The sequence below is a fragment of the Acidobacteriota bacterium genome (genome assembly GCA_016196065.1).
GTDB lineage: Bacteria > Acidobacteriota > Terriglobia > Terriglobales > Acidobacteriaceae > Acidiflorens.
In genome coordinates this window covers 500,114-523,230 of record JACPYL010000012.1, presented here as the reverse complement: position 1 = coordinate 523,230, position 23,117 = coordinate 500,114, and the positions used below count along the sequence as shown (strand labels likewise).

Annotated in this window: 18 protein-coding genes; 10 read left to right on the top strand and 8 right to left on the bottom strand. The window is 57.2% G+C overall.

Annotated elements, in window-relative coordinates; genetic code table 11:
* Positions 1-43: 43 nt before the first annotated feature.
* The 3 genes from HY010_14505 to HY010_14495 form a co-directional block, all read right to left on the bottom strand.
* The gene (locus HY010_14505) at positions 44-967 is read right to left on the bottom strand and encodes an MBL fold metallo-hydrolase (GenBank protein MBI3476941.1); all 924 of its coding nucleotides are present in this window, start codon (positions 965-967) and stop codon (positions 44-46) included.
* A gap of 14 nt (positions 968-981) precedes the next feature.
* Positions 982-1,419 carry a TlpA family protein disulfide reductase gene (locus tag HY010_14500; protein ID MBI3476940.1) on the bottom strand — a complete coding sequence of 146 codons (438 nt, stop codon included), beginning with the start codon at positions 1,417-1,419 and terminating at the stop codon, positions 982-984.
* 575 nt (positions 1,420-1,994) lie between these two features.
* Positions 1,995-3,368 (bottom strand): amidohydrolase family protein, encoded by a 1,374-nt coding sequence (locus tag HY010_14495; protein ID MBI3476939.1) that lies wholly within the window; start codon positions 3,366-3,368, stop codon positions 1,995-1,997.
* 437 nt (positions 3,369-3,805) lie between these two features.
* Here HY010_14495 and HY010_14490 point away from each other — a divergent pair, with 437 nt between their 5' ends.
* From HY010_14490 to HY010_14480, 3 genes are all read left to right on the top strand, one after another.
* Complete coding sequence (locus HY010_14490; protein ID MBI3476938.1) at positions 3,806-4,114, top strand: hypothetical protein; 309 nt, start codon at positions 3,806-3,808, stop codon at positions 4,112-4,114.
* Between the two features lie 835 nt (positions 4,115-4,949).
* Positions 4,950-7,940: a vitamin B12-dependent ribonucleotide reductase gene (locus HY010_14485; GenBank protein MBI3476937.1), complete on the top strand. Its 2,991-nt coding sequence runs from the start codon at positions 4,950-4,952 to the stop codon at positions 7,938-7,940.
* Between the two features lie 492 nt (positions 7,941-8,432).
* Positions 8,433-9,809, top strand: coding sequence for an SEC-C domain-containing protein (locus HY010_14480; GenBank protein ID MBI3476936.1), 1,377 nt, complete (start codon positions 8,433-8,435; stop codon positions 9,807-9,809).
* A gap of 168 nt (positions 9,810-9,977) precedes the next feature.
* Here HY010_14480 and HY010_14475 read toward each other — a convergent pair whose 3' ends face one another.
* The 3 genes from HY010_14475 to HY010_14465 all read right to left on the bottom strand — a co-directional run bounded on the left by HY010_14475 (position 9,978) and on the right by HY010_14465 (position 13,254).
* Positions 9,978-11,030, bottom strand: coding sequence for a response regulator (locus HY010_14475; GenBank protein MBI3476935.1), 1,053 nt, complete (start codon positions 11,028-11,030; stop codon positions 9,978-9,980).
* Between the two features lie 274 nt (positions 11,031-11,304).
* Positions 11,305-11,880 carry a cupin domain-containing protein gene (locus tag HY010_14470; protein ID MBI3476934.1) on the bottom strand — a complete coding sequence of 192 codons (576 nt, stop codon included), beginning with the start codon at positions 11,878-11,880 and terminating at the stop codon, positions 11,305-11,307.
* A gap of 66 nt (positions 11,881-11,946) precedes the next feature.
* The gene (locus HY010_14465; protein MBI3476933.1) at positions 11,947-13,254 is read right to left on the bottom strand and encodes a citrate synthase; all 1,308 of its coding nucleotides are present in this window, start codon (positions 13,252-13,254) and stop codon (positions 11,947-11,949) included.
* 335 nt (positions 13,255-13,589) lie between these two features.
* Between HY010_14465 and HY010_14460 the strand changes: the two genes are divergently transcribed.
* The 7 genes from HY010_14460 to HY010_14430 all read left to right on the top strand — a co-directional run bounded on the left by HY010_14460 (position 13,590) and on the right by HY010_14430 (position 20,637).
* Positions 13,590-13,871 (top strand): hypothetical protein, encoded by a 282-nt coding sequence (locus HY010_14460; protein ID MBI3476932.1) that lies wholly within the window; start codon positions 13,590-13,592, stop codon positions 13,869-13,871.
* A gap of 30 nt (positions 13,872-13,901) precedes the next feature.
* The gene (locus HY010_14455; GenBank protein ID MBI3476931.1) at positions 13,902-14,156 is read left to right on the top strand and encodes a peroxidase; all 255 of its coding nucleotides are present in this window, start codon (positions 13,902-13,904) and stop codon (positions 14,154-14,156) included.
* 548 nt (positions 14,157-14,704) lie between these two features.
* The gene (locus tag HY010_14450) at positions 14,705-15,973 is read left to right on the top strand and encodes a serine hydroxymethyltransferase (GenBank protein ID MBI3476930.1); all 1,269 of its coding nucleotides are present in this window, start codon (positions 14,705-14,707) and stop codon (positions 15,971-15,973) included.
* 21 nt (positions 15,974-15,994) lie between these two features.
* Positions 15,995-16,498, top strand: a complete 504-nt coding sequence (locus tag HY010_14445; GenBank protein MBI3476929.1) for a hypothetical protein — start codon at positions 15,995-15,997, stop codon at positions 16,496-16,498.
* Between the two features lie 36 nt (positions 16,499-16,534).
* The gene (locus HY010_14440) at positions 16,535-17,305 is read left to right on the top strand and encodes an SDR family oxidoreductase (protein ID MBI3476928.1); all 771 of its coding nucleotides are present in this window, start codon (positions 16,535-16,537) and stop codon (positions 17,303-17,305) included.
* Between the two features lie 236 nt (positions 17,306-17,541).
* A complete protein-coding gene (locus HY010_14435; GenBank protein MBI3476927.1) occupies positions 17,542-18,702 on the top strand; it encodes a glycosyltransferase family 4 protein in 1,161 nt (386 codons plus the stop codon).
* A gap of 72 nt (positions 18,703-18,774) precedes the next feature.
* On the top strand, positions 18,775-20,637 hold the full coding sequence (locus tag HY010_14430; GenBank protein ID MBI3476926.1) for a glycosyltransferase family 39 protein: 1,863 nt from the start codon (positions 18,775-18,777) through the stop codon (positions 20,635-20,637).
* On the opposite strand, the gene hpnI is transcribed toward HY010_14430, so the two are convergent.
* Both hpnI and HY010_14420 read right to left on the bottom strand, forming a co-directional pair.
* Positions 20,629-21,843 carry a bacteriohopanetetrol glucosamine biosynthesis glycosyltransferase HpnI gene (hpnI, locus tag HY010_14425; protein ID MBI3476925.1) on the bottom strand — a complete coding sequence of 405 codons (1,215 nt, stop codon included), beginning with the start codon at positions 21,841-21,843 and terminating at the stop codon, positions 20,629-20,631. The genes HY010_14430 and hpnI overlap by 9 nt on opposite strands.
* Before the next feature lie 9 nt (positions 21,844-21,852).
* Positions 21,853-23,112 (bottom strand): ABC transporter permease, encoded by a 1,260-nt coding sequence (locus tag HY010_14420; GenBank protein MBI3476924.1) that lies wholly within the window; start codon positions 23,110-23,112, stop codon positions 21,853-21,855.
* Positions 23,113-23,117 lie beyond the last annotated feature (5 nt).

The following is a 23,117-nucleotide window of genomic DNA, read 5'->3' as shown; positions in this document are numbered from 1 at the left end:
CTGTTGATTTGAATCTCTGCAATCGAACCTCAGACCTCTGCCCTCAATAAACTCCCAGATCCTTCGCGGAAACAAACGTCCCCGCATAATGTTCTCTGACCTGTTGTACGAGATCTTCTTCCGTCGTCTCTCCCATCACCTGGTGATAAAGCACCAGCAGCTTGGGCCGTGCCCGCGCAGCCAGTTCGCCTAACTCAGCCGGAGAAGTATGAAACGCCCTGAAGTAGAGCTGCTTCGTCGGATTCTCCACAATCTTCTTCCGCTTCGGATTGAACACTTCATGCAGCAACACGTCACAACCATTACAAGCCTTTACCACTTCGTCCGTAGGTGCGGTGTCTCCGGAAATCACAATCCGCCGGTCCTTGGTATCGAAGCGATAGCCATACGCATACTTCCACGTCCCATGCTTCACCGGAAACGCCGAAACGGTCACGTTCGCATCCCGATACACCACGTGTGGCGCGGGCGCCCCCGCCCGCGTGTCAGCGATCTCATGCACATTGACCTTGTATCCGGTAGAATTCGCCTCTTCCAACCCGCCCAACCGCAACTTGACGTCCTCCGACCATGCCTTCTCAATGTGATCTGTCATCCGCCGCAATCCGCGCGGCCCGTACGCTTCCAGCGGTTCATGCCGGTCCAGGACCCACGGCGAAAAAATTAGATCTGGATATCCCAGCGTGTGATCGGAATGCAGGTGAGTGATAAATACAATCTTCAGCTTGTCGACGGCCAGCGCCTTGATCCCGGCCTTCTCCGCCGCTGCAGCCCGCCGCACCACTCCCGGCCCGCAATCGACCAGATAAGCTGCTCCATTCACCACCACTGCCACCGCCGGCCCCGACCGCTCCGGATCGGCCAGCGGAGTGCCCGTTCCCAGCACCACCACCTGCGCGTGCGAATCCAGCGTCGGAGCGGGCGCCTGACCAAAGCATCCGGCACTCAACACGCCAGCAGCCGCCATGGCAAAGAGCAGCCTCATTCCAGTCCCGCCTTCCCTAGCATTTCCAGAAACTGCTTCTGCGTTCTCATGTCGATCGATTGTGCGACCAGCTTTCCTTCGCGGTCGTACACAAAGCTGTGCGGAATCCCATCGACGATGAATGCCTTATTCACCTTGCGTCCCGGATCCAGAAGGACTGGAAACGTCACGGCCCGCTCCGTGATGAACGGCTCGACCTTCGCGGCCTCTTCATCGGAAATTGCCAGCACAACGAATCCCTTCGCTTGAAAGCGCTGGTACAACGTTTCCAGATCCGGCATCTCCTTCCGGCACGGAGGACACCACGTCGCCCAGAAATTCACCACCACCACCTTGCCGCGCAAATCCGAAAATTTCCATTTCTTGCCTGCCAGGTCATGCAGCGTGAATTCCGGATGCTCGCGCCGATGGTCATCCGCTTCCAACCGCGCCATCGCCTGCGCAAACTGCGGATCGTCGAGCGTCACCGGCACATGTTCGTAGCGCGCCAGCGTAGCCAGTTGCAGATACGGACCTGCAGGCTCGCCTTTCTTCCCCGGCGGCACCGGCTTCGCGCGCAACGTTTCAGCGAGAGTAGTAGCGACCGCGGTGAGCGCCTCGATTCCAAAATCACCTTCAGTGGATAGTCCAGCCAAGCCCATCGCGAGACGCATCCTGTTGTCCGTCATCGGCAACTGCCGGATCTTGAGAGCCAGATCTCGAGTCGTGGTCGCGCGCACGTCGTCCGGCAACGCGCGCAGCCCGTGAATCTGATCAGCCAGTGGCTTCTCGTCAGCGCTCCAGACGGTATTCTTCTGCGCGAAGGAATTCTGAATAGCCAAGACCATGATCGGCACCACAATCAAGGCCAGCGTCTTGCGGATCGAACTAGAAGCACTCATGGTTCGCCCAGCTTATACCAAAGCTTTTACGTGGCGCAGCGGTTTACCGCTGCGGAAAGCCCTTTGTTTTGACCTGGGCTTCAGCCCCGACTCTCTGAAATATGGATCCCGTCGCGTACTCTTCGCGGTCAGGGCTTCCTGTACACAACACCGCCCTTCATCACAAAATCCACTTTTTCCATGACCGAAACATCCGTCAGCGGATCTCCCGGCACTGCCACGATATCCGCAAGCTTCCCCCCTTCAATCGTCCCAACTTTATCCTGCATGCCCAGCAACTCCGCCGCCGAAGAGGTCGCCGACTTCAGCGCCTGCGCCGGTGTCATCCCGAATTTCACCATCGACGAGAATTCCTTTGCCGGATTGATCTTCCAGTCGAACCCGCCTGCGTCCGTGCCAAACGCGATTTTCACACCAGCCTTCATGGCTCGCCGAAAAGTGTCTTCATGCACCGCGATCATCTTCACCCAGACGGGCGCGCCGGCCGCCGCTCGTCCCTGCGCTACATACTCGCCCACATAGATTGTCGGGACGTAATAGATTCCCTTCGCGACCATCGTCTTCAAATCTTCCTCTGCAATGTAGTTTCCATGCTCGATGGAATCAACGCCCGCCTCGACCGAGTTGTGTACCCCATTCAGCGCCATCGCGTGCGATGCGATTTTGTGCCGCTGCCGGTGCGTCTCGTCCACGATGGCACGGAGTTCGTCGAGCGTGAAGGTTGGAATGTCGTCGAGCACACCGTCATCCCGCAGCCGGTAGCTCCGGTCGGAATACACTTTAATCCAGTCCGCGCCGTGGCTGAGTTGTTCCCGCACCGCCTTTCGTCCGCCTTCTACTCCATCCACGACCTGCACGCCATGCGGCACTTCAACATTCGGCGCATACCCCAGCAGCGGATACGCTCCCGTCACGTCCATCGAGCGCGTGGCCACCTGCATTCGAGGACCCGGGATGACGCCATTGTCAATCGCTCGCTTAACATCGACATCCGCATACCCCGCACCCTCCGTCTCCAGATCGCGAATGGTCGTAAACCCATACTCCAGCGCCCGCCGCGCATTCACGGTGGCCAGGATCGTTCGATACTCCGGTGACTGCTTCAGCAATTGTTCGTCATAATCTACCGCCGTGATGTCACCTTGCAGCAGGACGTGCGTGTGAGTATCGATCAGCCCCGGCAGGCAAGTTTCGTGCGACAAATCGATTCTCTCGACTGTTCCAGATGCGACTCCAAATCCAACGCCCTCTCGGTGTTGTTGGATCGCGACGATCTTTCCCTCTGGCATGGTTACGGCAACTCGAACCTTGGGAATCAGTTTCTCGCTTTTGCCGTCAAAAATGGCACCGCACTCGATGTAGATTGTGTGTTGCGAAGGTTCCACGAACGCTCCGCCCTCGACCATGGTTCCGCTGTTTCCCGCTGGTTTGACTATGGTTTGCTGCGCAACTGCTACGTACAACGATCCGACAACCATTAGTGCAATGAAGATTCGTGGCATCGCATTCTCCGGGTACGTCACTGCATCCAGCCGTTTGTCACTTCTGCAATCCGACCTCTGACGTTTGCAATCTGACTTCTGACCTCTGCAATTCCTGTGGAACCCTCTGTGCAAATTCCGGCTGTCGAGTGTAGCAAAGAATCACGCTCTCCTCTGTCCGCGCTCGCGAACGCCCGATTCGAAGGCCTTGTGAGCGCCCTATTCAACCTTCCCTTGATCCGCATTCCGCCGCGCGGATCCGCGAAAAAGAATTTCGCACTTGCACAACTCTTGCGTATTGACCCGCTCCCGGTTGCCGCGTACAGTCACTTCACTTCGCACCTGAAAAACCAGCCCCGCGCGGCCGCGATCGGTCGCATAACCTTTGGCACAAACGCTTGGCACGCCGAACCATCAACTAGAAACCCGCACGCCCTCCCCCCAAGGGTGAATGACTTATGAATTTGGAACATTCGTGGAACGTCTATCGAACGCGCTTTCTCGTGCAAGCACGTCAACTCACCGAGCCTCTCGTCTTCACCGATGCGTTGGGCCGTGAACATTCCGGCCAGGTCGGCGACTACCTGGTCGAATTCCGGGAAGGCGTGCGTCGCATCACTCCGCGCGAAGCCTTCGAGGATATCTACGTACCTTTGGAGTCGCCGCGCACTTCATCCGATCCCAGCGTTCAACCAGGCAGACCTCCAGTGCGGGTTTCGCAGTCCGGTCACGAACGCATTTCGGCTCAGATGGGAGCCGCCGGGTGAATCTGGCCATGCTCCGGGAAAAATCCGATCTCGCAGCTCGTAACTCGATGCCCGCAGCTAAGGTATTTTCCCAAGTGGGTACCTATGGCACTTTAAGGCCACAACCTATAGAGGTATTCTCTTGACAGGCACAACTGGCGGGAGTACGTTAAGCATCCCGTAGGAACTTTTTTAGACCCCGTGCAAAGGGGCCAGGACAAAAAAACAGGGGCGATTCGTGGTCAGAGGTGGCTTCGAATCCTTCCTAAGCGGAGTCCCATCCCTCCCAAATGGATGGAATAAAGCGGTGACTTCCCCCGGTCTAGCTTGGCTAGGCGTCCCCACGGGGGATTCATCAAAAGAACGACGCCGGCGAGGACGAACACCCCGCCAGCCGATGAATTTGCGGTTCCAGGAGCCCCCGATGGAAGGTTTGATTCAACTCGTCGCCGAGTCATTTGCCCGCAACGGCATTGAATGCCCAACGACTCCGATCCCGATGTCTGAATCCGTTCTCCCAGCCCCGGCTCCTCTGCCCGCGGCATTGCCTGAACACAATTACCGGAAGACCGCTGAAATAAGCCTCGCAACCTAAGCCCTTGCGGCTTCGGTAGGCGGCGCTTCACCCCGTCGCTGGCCTGTGCCTTGGCCGCGATGGTTTCGCGATCTTTGAATTTTGAAATTCTGAAGGATGTCCGACAGACAGTTTTTCAGTGAGCCCAGTACGGGCATGATTCTTTAGCCTGGCGCGTAAGCGCTGGGAATAGAATGGTTTAGATAGAGTCCATAGGAACGGTACCCCCGCATCATGAAGATCATAAGCACCACCGCCATCATCTAATTAGGAGCGAAGGAAATGCCCGAAGTGCGCGAACAAGTTAAAAAAGCAGAAGCCGCGATCACCCCTGTCAACAAGAAGAAGACCCCCGGTCTTGCCTTCCGTCGCCTGTTCACCAAGCCCGGCGTGTCGCCGTATGACGAAATCGAATGGGAACTCCGCCTCGCTCAGATCACCGATGCCCAGGGCAATGTGATTTTTGAGCAGAAAGACGTTGAGACACCCAAAGACTGGTCGATGACCGCGACCAATATCGTCGCCAGCAAATATCTTCACGGGCGCCAGGACAACGGCGAGCGCGAAACTGGTGTCCGACAGCTCGTCGCCCGCGTCGCCGAAACCATCCGCGACTGGGGCATGAAAGATGGATACTTCCGCACGCCGGAAGACGCAGCAACGTTCCATGACGAACTCGTGCACCTGCTGATCCGCCAGCATGTCGCGTTCAATTCGCCCGTCTGGTTCAACGTAGGCTGCGATCGCATCGAGCCCGATTCCGACGCCCGCAACTGGCACTGGAATTCCACCACCGCTCAAGTGGAATTCGGAGTCACTGGATATACGCGTCCACAATGCTCTGCCTGCTTCATCAACTCGGTCAAAGATTCGCTCGACGCCATTCTCACCTTGGCGAAGACAGAAGGCATGCTCTTCAAGTGGGGATCCGGTACCGGCACGAATCTCTCTCCGCTGCGTTCGTCGACCGAAACTCTCAGTGGCGGCGGCACCGCTAGCGGCCCGCTCAGCTTCATGAAAGGCTTCGACGCGTTCGCTGGCGTGATCAAGTCCGGCGGCAAGACTCGCCGCGCCGCCAAGATGGTCATCCTGAACATTGACCATCCCGATATCGTCGACTTCATTGAGTGCAAGCAGAAAGAAGAAGCGAAGGCACACGCCTTGGTTGCTCAGGGATACGACGGTTCGCATCCCGATTCCGACGCCTACAGCTCCATCTTCTTCCAGAACGCCAACAACTCCGTGCGCGTGACCGAAGACTTCATGGTCTCCGTCCTGCGCGACACCGACTTCTCCACGCGAGCCATCGTCGACGGCCGCGTCGTCAATACTTACAAAGCGAAAGAGCTGCTCTTCAAGTTGTCGGAAGCCACGTGGCACTGCGGCGATCCCGGAATGCAATACGACACGACCGTCAACCGCTGGCACACGTCGAAAAACACAGGTCGCATCAACGCCAGCAATCCTTGCAGCGAGTACATGTTCCTCGATGACTCCGCCTGCAACCTGGCCAGCCTCAATCTCCTGAAGTTCGCGCCCAACGGCACCTTTGACGTGGAAGCCTATCGCCACGCCGTGGACATCACCATCACCGCGCAGGAAATTCTGGTCGATAACGCTGGATATCCCACCGAGATGATCGGCAAGAACTCGCACGAATACCGCCCGCTCGGTTTGGGCTATGCGAATCTCGGCGCGCTGCTGATGGCTGCCGGACTTCCCTACGATTCCGACGGCGGACGCGACTATGCCGCCTGCGTCACCGCCATCATGTGCGGCGAAGCGTATCTGCAATCGAGCCGCATCGCCGAATTGTGCCCGCCACTCGTGCCCGTCACCGACATCGTACAAAATCGCCTCGGAGTCACCACCGCCGAAGCCATGCCCGGCGGCGCCTGCCCCGGCTTCTACATCAACCGCGAACCATTTCTTGATGTAATCCGCATGCACCGCGCCAGCGTCAACAACATCAGCGCGAAGAACGTCCCCCCATCATTACTCGAAGCCTCGAAAACCACTTGGGACGAAGCTCTCGCCAACGGTGAAAAGCACGGCTACCGCAATTCCCAGGTAACCGTCCTCGCTCCCACCGGAACGATTGGGTTCATGATGGATTGCGACACTACCGGGATTGAGCCGGATTTGGCGTTGGTGAAGTACAAGAAGTTGGTGGGCGGCGGGATGATCAAGATTGTGAACAACACCGTCCCGGGTGCGTTGTTCAAACTCGGTTACACCCACGAACAGACGGACGCGATTGTTTCTTACATCGATGCGACGGGGACGATCGAAGGCGCTCCGCACATCAAGGACGATCATCTGGCTGTGTTTGATTGCTCCTTCAAGCCGGCGAAGGGGACTCGGTCGATCCATTACATGGGACATCTGAAGATGATGGCGGCGGCGCAGCCGTTTATTTCGGGTGCGATTTCGAAGACGGTCAATCTGCCGAATGCTGCTTCAGTCGAAGACATCATGGAGGCTTACATCCAGGCATGGAAGCTTGGATTGAAAGCGGTCGCAGTGTATCGCGATGGCTGCAAGCAATCGCAACCATTGTCGGCTGCCGGATCGAAGACCGCGAACTCGACCAAAGATGATGCTGCCCGAAATGCCGCTCATCATGTGGAAGAGATGAGTCTCGACGCGCCTCCGCGAGCGGTGCGGCACAAGTTGAAAGAAGAGCGGATGTCGGTCACGCACAAGTTCAATATCGGAGGCCACGAAGGCTACATCATCGTCGGCCTGTATCCCGATGGCGAGCCGGGCGAGATCTTCATCAAGATGGCGAAAGAAGGCTCGACTGTTTCCGGCCTGATGGACAGCTTCGCGCTGGCCGTCTCGATCGCGATGCAACACGGCGTGCCGCTGAAACTGTTCTGCGAAAAGTTCGCGCACACGCGCTTTGAACCGAGCGGCTGGTCGAGCAATACCGACATTGGCTTTGCCAAGTCGATCATGGACTACATCTTCCGCTGGCTCCAACTGCGCTTCCTCAGCGGACAGCAACAGTTGCTGTTCGAAAACCTGCGTCCCCGAGCGCTGGGATCTCCTGCGCCGGAAGGGACTTCAGGCGTTGAAAGCTCCCCGACGCTTCCACTGGGAACGGAGAATCGTGATCTGAGAGCCGGTTCCATTCATGCAGCCGATGCGTTGTCCGGGATCGTGGACATGGGCGATGCCCCATCCTGCAGCTTCTGCGGTTCGATCATGACGCGAAACGGAAGTTGCTACCGCTGCATGAGCTGCGGTAGCACAAGCGGCTGCAGCTAGGATTTGGGAGGATGTTTGAGTAACGACCACTGCAATCACGGATTAGATGATCGGTGTAGAGACGCGGACGGCGAGATTCGTCGTAAGCGTAGCGACACACTCGTGCGTACGCTTCGGGAGGAGTATGGCGATGGTTTCGCCGACGACTTCCGTAGCGATGCGAAGCTCGGAACTGTGCTGCGGGAAACGAACTCGAATTCGTTGAGTGACTATCTGAAGCATCGCCGATAGTCGTTCGGGAAGGGCATGGCTCTAGCCTTGCCGAAACGAGAACAGAAGCCTGGACGGCTTTGACCGCAGAGATTTAACAAGTCGTAGAAATCAGTAGACGTCTACCGTGAAGTGCAAGGCACGGCAAACGCCGTGCCTTTTCCTATTATGGAGCCGATTTCAAAATCCGTTGCTCAAACTCCGTCCGAGCGTTACCTGCATGATCTATGCTCTCGGACCTTCCTCTCGCTTTGGAGCTATCCAGGAATCTACCGAGACCAGATGGGCCCCGGTCGAGAAGGAAAAGAGGTTTGTGACTTACTCGTCGTATGCGGTCAACACGTAATCATCTTCTCCGACAAACACTGCCGTTTTGAGGAAGGCAACGACATCAACTTGGCGTGGTCGAGGTGGTTCCGCAAGGCAGTGCTGAAATCCGCTGATCAGGTTCGAGGCGCGGAAAGGTGGATACGAAGCTTCCCGGCGCGACTCTTCCTAGACCGTGCGTGCCGTAACAGATTTCCGATCGCTCTGCCGACTCCGGGAGATGCGATATTTCACCGTATCGTTGTGGCCCACGGAGTCAGCAAGCCGTTCAAGAGGTTGGGTGGTGGGAGCGGAAGCCTGATGTTGATGTCAGACGTCGCAGGAAATCGTCATTACGATATCCCCTTCACTATTGGTTGGGTTGGAGATACTTCCGAGGGGTATGTGCACGTTTTCGATGACACGACACTTGACATCGTTGTGAAGACGCTCGACACAATTACAGATTTTGTGTGGTATCTGCAAAGTAAGGAAAGGCTTTTCGCTGGCAATACGAAAATCAGCGCAACCGGGGAAGAAGAGCTGCTCGCCTACTATCTTGGGCACCTCAATTCAGAAGAACGCCACGACTTTGTGTTTCCCGGCGGATACGATGCAGTAGCTCTGACGGAAGGTCATTGGGAGCGATTCCTTGTTAGTCCGGAGAGGGCGGCGCAATTGGAGGCAGACAAGGTTAGCTATTTCTGGGACGGGTTGATCGAGAAATTCAGTCATCATGTCATGCAGGGTACCCAGTATGAAGCAAGTCCGGCTGGCGTTAGCGAACAGGAAAGAATTTTCCGGTTCATGGCGAAGGAGCCCCGGACACGTCGAAGAATGTTGTCGAATGCCCTTCTCGAGAAGGTTGCCATCACGCCGCGTGATCACTGGGGAGTGCGCCTAATTCTTCCGTCGAACCCCGGTGATCCTCATTACGTTTTCCTCGCATTCCCACACTACTCAAGTGTGCCGGAACACGAGAATCGAACCGCCCGTCGGCAACTTCTCTCCGACTACTGCATGGTGACAAAGCTCGAGCACAGAGGTGCTGAACACATCGTTGGAATTGCCACGGAGGTTGGGCTCGACGGTTCTCCTCATACGGAGGACGCGCTCTACTACGATGCCACGGACTGGACGGATGCTGAGGAACGAGAAGCAAGAGCAATCCAAAATGAATTGGGACTGCTGAAGAACGTCAAGATTTCTCGTGGGACGGAACACGACTATCCGACGAAGGTGACACCGTCATCGGTTGGAATATCGCGTAACTCCCGCTGCACTTGCGGTAGCGGCAAACGGTACAAGCGTTGCTGTGGCAGAGACGCACAGAAAACACGTGCCGTGTCGTGATGTATGAAGGGATCGATAGCACTGGAATTCACCATGGCGGGTGGCCCCCCTTTGAACCCCAGGCCGCCGACGGGTGCCCTACCTTTCGCGGTTTTCGAAAGGTGGGATTCCACGGGCCTATCCTCGTAGGTTGTTTCGCGCGACTCTCATTTTTTCACGCCGCGGCCATTACCACCGCATCAATCGCGTCTCCGCATCCACATCCTCCCAGTCGTCTGCGGACATCGGGAGAATTGCCTCCACAATTTCCGGATCGTACTGTCGTCCGGACCGGCGCTGCATTTCTTCCTTAACGGAAGCTATACTCCGCGCGTAATCGCGATGTCCCCTTCCCCAATTGGCGGTAATCATCCCGTGGACAACAGTGATAATTCGCGCTTCCAATGGAATCTGGCTGCCTTTCAGTCCGCGCGGGTGGCCTGTACCGTCGAAACATTCCTGATATGCATAGACAGTCTCTGCGACGTCTTTCAGGCCGGGGATCGTTTTCAATATCGCATAGGCATCGTTGCAGCCACGGCACAGAGCGGCGAGTTCGTGTGGAAGGAGTTTGCCGGAATCGAGGAGCAGGTCGCGAAAGGCGGAAATCTGGCCAACATCGTGGATGAAGGCGCCGCGCGCAAGCCCGCTGATTTGCTCCTTCGAAAGATTCATGGCGCGGCCAACTCCCGCGGCGAACGCCGCTACCTGCTGGCGATGTTGCTCGCCGTACGTATCAAGCTGGCGCCATGCATGGCCCAATTTTTCCTCATCCACACCCTCCATCTCTAACAATGTCTTCCGCAGTTGCTCACTCCGGGCTGTCGTCCATAAATCAAACTCACTTTTGTCTGGGCCCGTGTGGGCCTTGATTCGGTGGGTCTCCAGCACCCGGCTCACCATGAATAACAATTCACCCGGCTCAAAGGGCTTGTTCAGGTATCCGCGGGCCCCATTGCGCAGCGCCGCCAGAGCTATGGAATGATCGTAAACTGAGGTGGCGAAGATCAGGGGTATGGCGGGGAATTCGGCTAGCACGCGCTCCAGCAACGCCGGGCCGTCGAGACCGGGCCTCATCATGTCAGACACTATCAGGTCGAATGGTGCTCCCGATCGAAGCCATGCCAGCGCCTCGACTCCCGAAGTCGTGGCCTGACACTCGTACCCGGCACCAACGAGCATCGACGAGATGATCTCGCAGATGGTTTCTTCGTCATCGACGATGAGAATCCGCTCGACCATGGAGCCTGCCTGATTGTCAGGATCCCATGATTATAGTCGGAGCATTGCGTGAGATTTTCCGAAGGGGAGGTTCGCTCGTGCCGTCCGCTAAAGCGGACTCCTGTCGACGTACCGTGGCTTACCCGGCACTCACGTGCCGGGCTATCCTATGCCGCCGCGCCGCGGCTGGAGCGGAGCGGAGCGGTCGCTGGTCTCTTTGCTGCAAGGGGAATACGCGTCTCTTGTCCTACTTGACACTTTCCTTAAACGCCATCGAGGTTAAATCTCGTTCTCCTCAGTGCCCCGCCCGCAAAGGCTTGAACAGTGGAGGTCCCAACAACTCCATCCCATACTTGGCCATCACTTCTTTCATTTTCTGCTGGGCTTCGGCCGAGGACGCCTTCGCCATCTCATTTCCCATCTCTTCAAAGAACTTCTCGAATCCGCCCGGTTGGCAGACCAGGATCAGTTTGGCCTCCGCGTTCGACGTGTTGGCCCAAGTGTGGGGAATGTTACGCGGCAGCCAGATACTCGCGCCGGTCGGCAGAGTGTGGGATTCGGCTCCGGCCTTGAAAAGGAATTCTCCCGAGAGCACGTAGTACCACTCGTCCTCCCGATGATGGACGTGCAGGTACGGGCCCGTCTGCGGCATGGCGCTCAGCTCAAAAGCAGTCATAGTGCCTCCGCTGTCGGCGGAAGTCAGCTTGCAGGGAGTCAGCTTGGCTTGTTGCTGGGTGGAAAACGCGAACCGGCTCTCGCCGGGATTCGCCACGACCACCGTACTGGTGGCCGTCGTCTGCGCGGGCAACAGCGGAGTGACGGATGCGATTCCGAACAGGTAAAGGAGAGTACGGCGGTCGACGCTCGGCATGGAACGAAATATTAGCGCCCGAACTTGCTTCGGGCAACTGGGCGATCACATGCACGCCTGATTTCTCTACCGCGCCGTAACTCCGGTGCCTCGCTGCTCCATCGGTACGAAGGGACGGGTTTCGTGGCCGATCCAGACCTGGCGCGGGCGAGCGATTTTCTGTTCCGGGTCGGTGAGCATTTCCTGCCACTGGGCCAGCCATCCTGCGGCTCGCGGAATCGCGAACAGCACCGTGAACATTTCCGGCTTGAAACCCATGGCCTGGTACATGATCCCGGAATAGAAATCGACGTTGGGATAGAGCTTGCGGGTCACGAAATAATCGTCTTCGAGCGCGATGCGTTCGAGTTCGAGGGCGATCTCGATTTTTGTGTTGCGTCCAGTGATCTCGAAGACGCGGTCGGCGGCCCACTTGATGATTTTCGCGCGCGGATCGTAGTTCTTGTAGACGCGGTGACCGAATCCCATGAGCTTGCCTTTGCCTTCCTTGATTTTCTTGATGTAGGCAGGGACATTGTCTTTGGAGCCGATCTCGTCGAGCATACGCAGGACTTCCTCGTTTGCTCCGCCATGGAGCGGTCCGGAGAGGGCAGCAGCAGCGGCCGAGGTGGCGAGGTACGGATCGGTATGCGAACTGCCCACCGCACGCATCGCATTGGTGCTGCAATTCTGTTCGTGGTCCGCATGCAGAATGAAAAGAATGTCGAGAGCGCGCGCGATGACTGGATTGGCAGCGTATTTCGGCTCGACCATCTTCCACAACATGTTCATGAAATTTTCGGTGTAGGTGAGATCGTTGTCGGGATAGACGTACGGAAATCCGACCATGTGGCGATAAGACATCGCCGCGATCGACGGGAGCTTGCCGATCAGGCGCTTGACTTGCAGCAGGCGGCTGGCGGGGTCATCGATCTTTCTGGAATCGGGATACACGTTCGAAAGGGCGGCTACCGTGCTGACCAGCATCACCATCGGATGCGCGTTGTAGCGGAAACCTTCCATGAATTTCTTGGTAGTCTCGTGCAGCATGGTGTGATGGGTGATCTCGAACACCCACTCTTTCAACTGGGCGGCGGTAGGCAGTTCGCCGAACATGATCAGGTAGGCAACTTCCAGATACGTGCAATGCTCGGCGAGGACTTCGATGGGATATCCGCGATAACGGAGGATGCCTTTGTCGCCGTCGATGTAGGTGATCGCGCTGCGGCAAGATGCCGTGTTCATGAAGGCGGGATCGTAGGTCATCAGGCCGAAGTCTTCGGGATCGGTCTTGATCTTGCGGAGATCCATCGCGCGAATGGTTCCATTTTCGACGGGGAGGGTATAGGTCTGGCCAGTGCGGTTGTCGGTAATGGTCAGAGAATCTTGCGGCATCAAAGCCTCCAAGGAGTAGCAGCAGGGCGCAGTGCGAGGCCATGGACTGCATACCGCAGGCAGCACAAATCGCCGAAAACAGGCCCTCACACTACTGGCTCACATGAAGTTAGCGACTGCCGACGGGCAGCGCGGTGAGCCAGATCACAAGGCCGTGTTTATTCTACCGCCGACCGCGACGGCGTGGAGACTCCATTGGGAGTAGGGCGGACGCGGTCAAAAGTAATCGCGGGGCGACTAACATTTTCGCGCTATTGGCAATTGTCGGAGGCCCCGTGTAAGGTTTCGGGACGCCTGCATCGGGCGGGACACTTCTGAACAGGAGCAGGTCGACCATGGCTTGGATCAAAACGATTCCGCTGGCGGAAGCGGATGAGGAACTGCGGCGCGCGGCTGAGGGACAACGGCACCTTTATCCCGTCGAATATGCGACGCCGGTGCATCCTTCCGAAGGTGGTGGGGCGCAGATCGTGGAATCGCACTCCCTGATTCCGCCGGCTCTTTATCATGCGTTCGCCACGTTTGGGTCGCTGATGTCTCCGGACCTGCCGCTGGAACGACGGCATCACGAAATGATCGCGACCATGGTCTCGGTGACCAACCGGTGCGTGTATTGAATCGAGTCTCACGCAGAGTTTCTGCGTCGCGTGACTTTAGACAAAGAAATGGTGGAGGCGCTGGAGCGCGACTACATGACTGCTCCGATCACGCCGCAGGAACGCCTCATGTTGGACTACGTGGTGAAGATCACGAAGGATGCAACGAAGGTCTCGAAAGAGGATCACGCAGGCTTGCGCGGCGTGGGATTTGACGACAAGGCGATTCTTCAGATCACGCTGATTGCGTCCTGGTTCAACTACATCAATCGGGTCGCGGATGCGCTAGGAGTGGGACGGGAGTGACGCCGAGCTCCGGGACGGGATGATGTTAACTCCCTTGGTTCGCGGAACCTGCCTGTCCCACTTTGACCTTAGAACTGACTTCGGTTCAGGCAGCATGCCTCAGGCTTTGAATCGGTTATCCCACTTTTTACGATCTTGATTCCTGTGCTCAGATTGGGAAGTAAAGAGCGGGTACCGTCAGCCGTCCCTCCGGGACTTGATTCATCCACTTGATGGCTACCCAGCGCTGAAGCGCTGGGCTAGGGTCGGTCAGCCCTCCGGGCTGATGATTTGGATGAGGGGAAAGTCCACTCACGCCCAGCCGAGCAGCCGGACAGCTTCGAAAACTAATGCGCTTTTGATCGTTTCTGCCACTTTGTACTTTCTTGATTCCCCCAGTGAGGTGCCGTTCACGGGGATTCCAATTTCTTCCTTTTTTCGTGCCCGAACTCTGCCCAAGAAACAGCAAAGCTTCGCCCTACATCCGCAAATCACAAATTCGTAGTGAAGTCATGCCAATCGGAGGTTACGGGGTAAAATAATCCGTGCCCGCTATGAACAATTCATCGATGTACCGCCCGCTGTATGAAGTCGATCCCGAGATCGCCAACGCGATTGATAACGAAGCTCGCCGCCAGCATGAAGGGCTGGAGCTGATTGCTTCCGAGAACTTTGTCAGCGAAGCCGTGCTCGAAGCGGCCGGCTCCGTGTTCACGAACAAATATGCGGAAGGTTATCCCGGCAAACGCTATTACGGCGGCTGCGAATTCACCGACGTGGTGGAAGAACTGGCTCGCGAGCGCGCCAAGAAACTGTTCGGCGCCGAACATGCCAACGTCCAGCCGCATTCGGGGTCGCAGGCAAATATGGGAGCGTTCTTTTCCGTGCTCCAGCCGGGCGATACGATTCTCGGACTCAACCTGGCGCACGGCGGGCATCTCACGCATGGGCATCATCTGAATTTCTCGGGCAAGACTTACAAAGTGATTCCTTACGGCGTCACCAAGGAAACCGAGACCATCGACTACGACGAATTGGAACGGATCGCTGAGGAGGAACGTCCAAAGCTGATTATCGGCGGAGGCAGTGCGTATCCGCGGATTATTGATTTCGCACGCATGCGCCAGATTGCGGACAAGATTGGCGCGCTCTACCTGGTCGATATGGCGCATTTCTCAGGACTGGTGGCAGGCGGCGCGCATCCGTCGCCGGTGCCGCACGCGCACATTGTGACTTCGACGACGCACAAGACATTGCGCGGCCCGCGGGCGGGAATGATTCTCAGCAAGCAAGAGTTTGGCGCGGCTATCGATAAGAATATTTTCCCGGGTATTCAGGGCGGACCACTCGTCCACATTGTCGCCGCGAAAGCCGTGTGCTTCCTCGAAGCGATGCAACCGAGTTTCAAGGAATATGCGCGCCAGGTTGTCGCAAATGCCAAGGTGATGGCGGAGTCGCTGGCTACCGAAGGTTTCCGCATCGTTTCGGGTGGAACGGATACGCACGTCATGCTGGTCGATGTGTTCGCCAAAGGTATGCTGGGCAGCGAAGCGGAAAAGGCACTGGGAGAAGCGGGCATCACGGTGAACAAGAATGCGATTCCGTTCGACGTGAATCCGCCGATGAAGCCGAGCGGCATTCGCGTCGGGACTCCGGCAATGACGACGCGCGGAATGAAAGAGCCGGAGATGCGGCAGATCGCGCACTTTATCGCGGAGGCGCTGCATCATCGGACGGACGCGGGCGCGCTGGCCAAGATCCGGGCTCAAGTGCTGGAACTCGCCGAGGAATTTCCTCTATATGCGGAGCGGCGGGCCAAGGCGGAAGTCAGAGCGTAGATCCGCGGCACCGTTTTGCCCATGGATGATCGAATCGGTCCCGATTACGCAACCAAGTCCGACGATGAACTGCTTACTCTGGCCCTCGAATTCGATTCGCTGACCGAGGAAGCGCAACGAGTTCTATCGACCGAACTGCGGCGGAGAAGCCTCGACGCACCGGAGCGCTTGGCAGCTTTCTCGGCCCAGCAGGCTCAAGACAAACACTTTGACGACCTAAATCTGGGCAGGCTGGGACTGTCTGGGCAAGGAATGGGAAAGCGCCTGTACGGGCGATCAAACGTCGAAGTACGCGGAGTCGGAGAGGAATACAACGCAACGCTTTTCGTGGTGATATTTTTCTTCCCTCTTGTCCCCACCGCGACCTATCGATTTTTTCGTGAACAGGGCAGCAAAGAATTCCAGGTGCTAGCCAAAAAGCCTATCGACTGGGCGCGCGTGGCTATCGTCTGGGTGAAAGCTGTTGCAGTGATCGCGGCGGTGCCTTGGGTGTTTCATTTCATTATCCGTCTTGGCACCAGGTAGTCTCGCGGTATTCCGTCCAGATATGAGATACGACTCATGAAAGTAGCCCTCGTTACCGGCTCCGCCCAAGGCATCGGACAACGTACGGCTGAAGTCCTTGCCGAGCGCGGGTTCTCGCTCGCGCTGAATGACTTGCGGTCGCCTTCCGAGACACTCGCCCGCGTAAAGAGTCAGGGCGTTGATGCCGTCGAAGTGCTGGGCGATGTTGCGGACGAATCCGCCGTCGCGCGCATGGCGGAGTTGGTGATGAACCACTTCGGACGCATCGATGTGCTGGTCAACAATGCCGGCGTCAGTTCGATTACGCCGGCGGAAAACATCACGGCCGCGGAATGGCGGCGCGTGATGGACATCAATCTGCTTGGGCCGTTTCTTCTCTGCCGCGCCTTCGGGCGCATCATGTTGCGACAGCGGTCGGGGAGCATCATCAACATCGCGTCGGTGGCAGGATTGCTAGGAGTGGCGGATCGCGCGGCTTACAACACTTCGAAACACGGACTCATCGGACTAACGCGCACGCTCGCAGCGGAGTGGGGTGGACGAGGCGTTCGGTGCAATGCGGTGTGTCCGGGATGGGTGAAGACGCCGATGGATGACTCCGCGCAGGACGCGGGCCTGTATGCGGACAGCGATATCACGGGACGCGTGCCGATGGCGCGTTTCGCGACTCCCGACGACATCGCGCAGGCAGTCGCGTTCCTCGCCGACCCAATGCAGAGCAGTTTCGTCAATGGCCATGCGCTTTCAGTCGATGGCGGATGGGCCTCCGACGGGAGTTGGGAGAGTTTGCGACTGCGCCACCGGTGACCTGCAGCGTCGCCTTCCTACCCTCAACGGAACTGTCATTCCTATCTTCAATAGAACTGCCATTCCTATCCTCAAAAGATACTGTCATCCCGAGCGAAGCGAGGGATCTGCATCTTGCCGGGGACTGCAGATCCCTCACTTCGTTCGGGATGACAGAATCTAGGGAAGGGCTTGTTATATACGACCCTCGAACGAAATACTGCGGTAGGCACCTTCACTGTGTTTAAATTCCTTTCGTGAAAGTCGCCATCGACATCCGTCGCATGACGGAATTCGGGATTGGCACCTATATCCGCAACGTGGTCCGGACGCTGGCTCGCCTGGATCGCGAGAGCGACTATTTCCTGATTGGCATGCCTGCCAAAGTCGACGAGTGCGGCCCGCTGCCGCCCAATTTCCACGCAGTACCGTTAGCCGATCTGGAAAACACCGTGAAGGGCGGGTTGGAGTTCCGGGCGATTGTGCGGCGGTTGCAGTGCGATGTCGTTCACATCCCGCATCTGTTCTGGATTCCGCGCGGGCTGCCTTGTCCGTACGTGGTGACGGTCCACGATCTGCTGGACCACATGTACGGCGCGCGCGACCGCTCGAATATTCGGCGCAATTTGCAACTGCAACTGACTCGACGGGCGCTTCGGAAGGCGGCGCGGGTTCTTGCCGTCTCGCAGTTCACACGGAGTGAAGTCCAAAAAACTTTTGCCATTCCAGACGAGCGTATGGAAGTGGTGTACAACGCGATCGACGAGCGCTTCCTCCATGGACACGCATCGCACGCGGACCGCGATCTGATCGCCGAGCGATACCAGGTGAATTATCCGTTTCTACTGTATGCGGGTGCGATTCGTCCGCACAAGAATGTGGTGCGAACGATCGAGGCGTTCTCGGCGCTGAAAACCGAGCTGGAAAAAGAACAGCAACTACCGGATCTGAAGCTGATCATCATCGGCGACGATCTTTCCGGACATCCTGGCCTGCGGCGTACAGTGGTCCGGAGCGGCGTACAGAATGATGTGCGATTCCTTGGTTTCGTTCCGATCGAAGTGTTGAGAATTTTTTACGACGTGGCCAAGGTCTTCGTCTTCCCATCGCTCTACGAGGGCTTTGGATTACCCCCGCTCGAAGCGATGGCACACGGAACTCCAGTAGTGACGTCGAACACATCGAGTCTGCCGGAAGTGGCGGGCAATGCGGCGCTGCTGGTGAATCCAGAGAACGTTTTTGAAATTCAACGAGCGCTGCAGAGAGCGCTGCTGGATCCGGCGCTTCGTACGCGTATGAAGCAGCGAGGCTACGATCAGGCCAAACGTTTCTCGTGGACCAGTTCGGTGGAAAGAATTCTTGCCATCTACCGCGAAGTGGCCGGAGGCAAAGGTTCGGGCGCGGTGGCAGCAGACTGAGTTCCTGTGCGGCCGCTTCCGGCTTCTATCAGGACGTTTGCTGACTTTATCCTTATAATGAGCGTTCGCTCAATGACTTCTGCTGAGGCCTTCCGGGCCGAGCCGCTACAAAACGACCCGATTCATCGTCCGGGAAAATTGTTTTCGGATTGGCGCATCGCCGTTCTTACCCTTACAACTCTGTGGTTGATCATTTACATAGTCGGCCTTTCCACGCCCGCTCTGCTCGATGATGCAGACACTGTGCATGCCGAAGCGGCGCGGGAGATGGTGCTGCGGCATGACTGGGTCACGCTGTATGCAAACGGTGTGCGCTACCTGGAAAAAGCGCCACTGATGTATTGGAGTGTCGCCACGAGCTACACGGTATTCGGGGTCAGTGAATGGAGTACGCGCTTCCCATTGATGCTTGGCGTGCTGGGAATGATCCTGGCGACTTACGGGATGGGGCGTTGGGCCTTTGGTTCGGAAGGCGGATTCGATGCCGGACTGGTGATGGCGACTGCGCTTGGTCCGTACCTGTTCACGCGATTTCTGATTCCCGATGTGCCTGTCGGACTCTGGCTCACGCTGACTTACTGGCTGTTTTTGAAATCGCTGGAAGAAGAGAAGCCTTCGCGATGGGTGTGTTGGGGACTGGCGGCCGTGTGTGCGCTCAATGTCCTGACCAAAGGGTTAATCGGCCTGGTGTTTCCGGCGGGTGCGATTGGACTCTATCTGCTGCTGACGGGAAATCTGAAGCACTTTCTCAAGCTGCGTCTGCCGTCGAGCGCGGTGATCTTCTTTGCTATCGCGGCGCCGTGGCACATTTTGGCGGAACTGGCGAATCCTGCGCAAGGACAAGTGCGCGGATTTCTATGGTTCTATTTTGTGAACGAGCATTTCTTACGCTTCCTGAACAAGCGTGTGCCGCGCGACTATGACACCGTTCCGCTCTTATTGTTTTGGGCGCTGTTGATCGTCTGGCTGGTGCCGTGGAGCGCTTTCGTTCCGCAAGGTATGTTGGAAGTTCCGCGACGGTGGCGGGAGTTCCGATCGCAGATGTCGCGTCGCCAGCGTGCGAATCTGCTGTTCATTTTGTGGGCACTGGTGATTGTCGGCTTCTTCAGCTTTTCGACGCGACAGGAGTACTACACGATTCCAGCAATTCCGGGGATGGCGCTGCTGATCGGTGGATGGCTTGGCCGCGAGCGAACTTCTGCGGCGGCGAGCGCGGAACGACGCGCAGGAGTCCGATCCGCGACAGCGTTGCTGGTGGTTGGGATCGTCGTCGCGGCGGTGGGATTTGCCCTGCTCTGGTTTTCGAAACCGCCCACACCGGGAACGGAATTGTCGGACCTGCTGAAGAAACATCCTGAAGATTACGCGCTCTCGTTCGGGCACTTTCTGGATCTTACGCCGCAAGCGATGGGCGTATTCAGGGGTCCACTGTTAGGCGTCGCGCTCGCGTTGCTGCTGGGCACTCTGTTAAACCTGGTTTTCCGCCGCCGCAATCATGCGGAACTTGGCAACGCGATGCTGGCGTTGATGATGATCGTCGTCCTGGCGTGCGTGCACTCCGCGTTCATACTCTTTTCTCCGATCCTCTCGTCCAAAGATCTGGCGATGGCGATTCAGAAGCAGTACCGGCCCGGTGATGTGATCGTCGTGATTGGGAAGTATGAGAACGCTTCGGCGCTGAACTTCTATACGGGAGTGCCATTGCGCAGCCTGCGTGAACCTGCCGGCAACATGTGGTACGGATCGAAATTTCCAGATGCGCCGCGCGTCTTTGAAACTCCGGAAACGTTCAAGCATTTGTGGGACGGGCCACAGCGCGTGTTTCTGTGGGCCGAGGAAGACAGCCCAAAAGAGCTGCGTGGCCTGGCTTTTTATGAACTCGCTCGCCGCGGAGGCAAGATTATCTTCACTAATCAGCCGTTTGCTTCAATGTGATAGACGCTGTATTTCCGGCTGGGTGCCGGATTCATTGCCGATTCTTTCCAGCCGTCCTTCCTTGAGAGAGAACACATCGCCGCGCCACACGATGCGGTTCCCGATCAAGCCTGCTGCCCAAACGAACGGCGCAAGGCAATCGCGTATGGGAAGAAGAAAGAGATCGCGCAACGCGTGAGTATCCCCCATCACTGTCATGGCAGCGGTCAACCCCACCGCGACGCGCACCGTGATCGCCGCCAACAGTAGCCACCAGGACCACGCGGCTCCGTGCGCGGCCAGCAATGTCAGGAGCGCCCAAGGCAGAACAAATGTAAACAGCAGGCCGGAATATCCCCAACTGCGCGAGCCGCGAACGCTGCGGGCCCATCGAAGTTGATGGTCAAGAAACTGGCGCACGGAATAGGCAGGCAGAAAAGTTTCGACGACGACTTCGCTGAGTTCCACTCCCTTTCCGAGCGCCGAGATACGGTAACCAAGTTCATAGTCATCGGCGAGGTAGTCGAGCACGCCTTCGAAGCCGCCAATGGCTTGCAGGTCGGTGCGGCGGAAAGCGAGCGTTGATCCCAATCCGAAATGAATGCCGCGTTCAATCACTCTGGCGCTGAGGACGCCGGGAACAAAATCCATGCTGATTCCAAGCGCCTCGAGTCTCGAGCCAAGACTCGGACTTGCGATTCCACGGTAGAGACAAGTCACCATTCCGACCGCGGAGTCCTTGAGCGGCGCCATGACACGGCGCAGATAGTCGGATGCGACACGGATATCACTATCGTTCACGATAAGAATTTCGTGGCGCGCAGTAGGCAACATCTGAACCAGAGTGCTGAGCTTGCGGTTGGTCCCAAGATTTCGCGGGCAGATCAGCAGATCGATCTTCCGGTCCGGATATCTTGCCTGCAGTCTTCGAACAACCTCGACGGCGGGATCGTTCGGATCGTCGACACCGAAAATAATCTGGTAGTCGGGATAGTTCTGCTCGCAGTGGCTGCAAAATGCTTCCCAGATTTGCGGATCGATTCCCTTCAGCGGCTTCAGAATCGTGACGGGCGGAAGGAATGGATGCGACGACGATCCTGCGGATGCGCGGCGAGTGTGCCGCAGGAAACTTGCGATGCCGTAAGCGGAGAGGACGTAAAAGCCAAGGCTGGCGAGCGTTCCGAGCGCAGCGACGGTCTCGAACAAAGTTCGGGCGCTCAGGTGCATGTTGGAAGTTTACTCGTAGCGCAACGACTCGATCGGATCGAGGTTGGCCGCTTTCCAGGCTGGATAAATTCCGAAGAGCAGGCCCTCGGCTGCGGCCGAACTGAAACCAAAAATGGTCCAGAAGAGCGACATGCTGGCGGGCATCGAACTCCAGACAATCGGAATCAACCACGTAATGGCAGCGCCTACCGCGACTCCAATCACTCCGCCGACGGCTGTCAGGGTGATGGCTTCGAGGGTGAACTGCATGAGAATATCCCCTTTGCGCGCGCCGATTGCCTTGCGAACGCCAATTTCCCGGGTACGTTCGGTGACCGACACCAGCATGATATTCATGACCCCAACGCCGCCCACGATCAGACCCACGCTGGAAACCGCGAACATGAAGACGAAGACCGCCCCCGTGATCTGGTTCCAGAAATCGGTAAAAGATTCCTGGGTGAAGATTGCGAAGTTGTCTTCCTTTTCCGGAGAGAGCTTCCGCCGTCGCCGCAAAAGCTCGCGCATCTCGTCCTGCAACTTCGGCATGTCCGCGTGCGAAGTGGCCTTGGCAGTGATCCAGTAGTCCTTCAGCTCCGGATGCAATTTACGAAACGTTGTCAACGGGAAAAGCACGATGTTGTCTTCGGGATTCTTGCCTCCGGCAAAGGCACTTTTTCTTTTTTCAGAAACCCCGATGACGGTAAACAACTGGCCGTCAATATTGATTTCCTTGCCGAGCGCACCTCCGTTGGGAAACAGTTCGTCGGCGGTATCGGCACCTAAGACGATGACCGAGGCGTGCCGCTCGTCATCCATCTCATTGAACCAGCGCCCCGACGTCACTTCCAGATCGAAAACTTTGTTCCAATCTCCGGTGTCGCCTTCGAGCATGGTGTTCTTGGCGCGACGGTCACCGTATTTCACCACGTAGGTGCCGCTACCGAATTCGGGCCGCTGATAACGAAGGCCAGTGGTCACCTCTTTCACGTGCGGCAGGTCTTTCATGGCCAGGCAGTCGTCGAGGGTCAGTTGTTTCCGTGTGCGCATCTCCTCGGTGGGGCGCCCCACGTTAAATGGTTGAATGTGAAAAGCGAAGACCAGGTCTGAACCCAGACTGCTGATCGACTGCGTCACGCTTTCATTCAGGCCACTGACAACGGAAGAAATCGCGATGACTACGGAGACACCAATTACGATGCCCAGAACGGTGAGCGCAGAGCGCATCTTGTTACTGCGGATGGTGTCCATCGCCATCTGGACGCTCTCGAGATAGTCGCTTCGACGCATTCTGA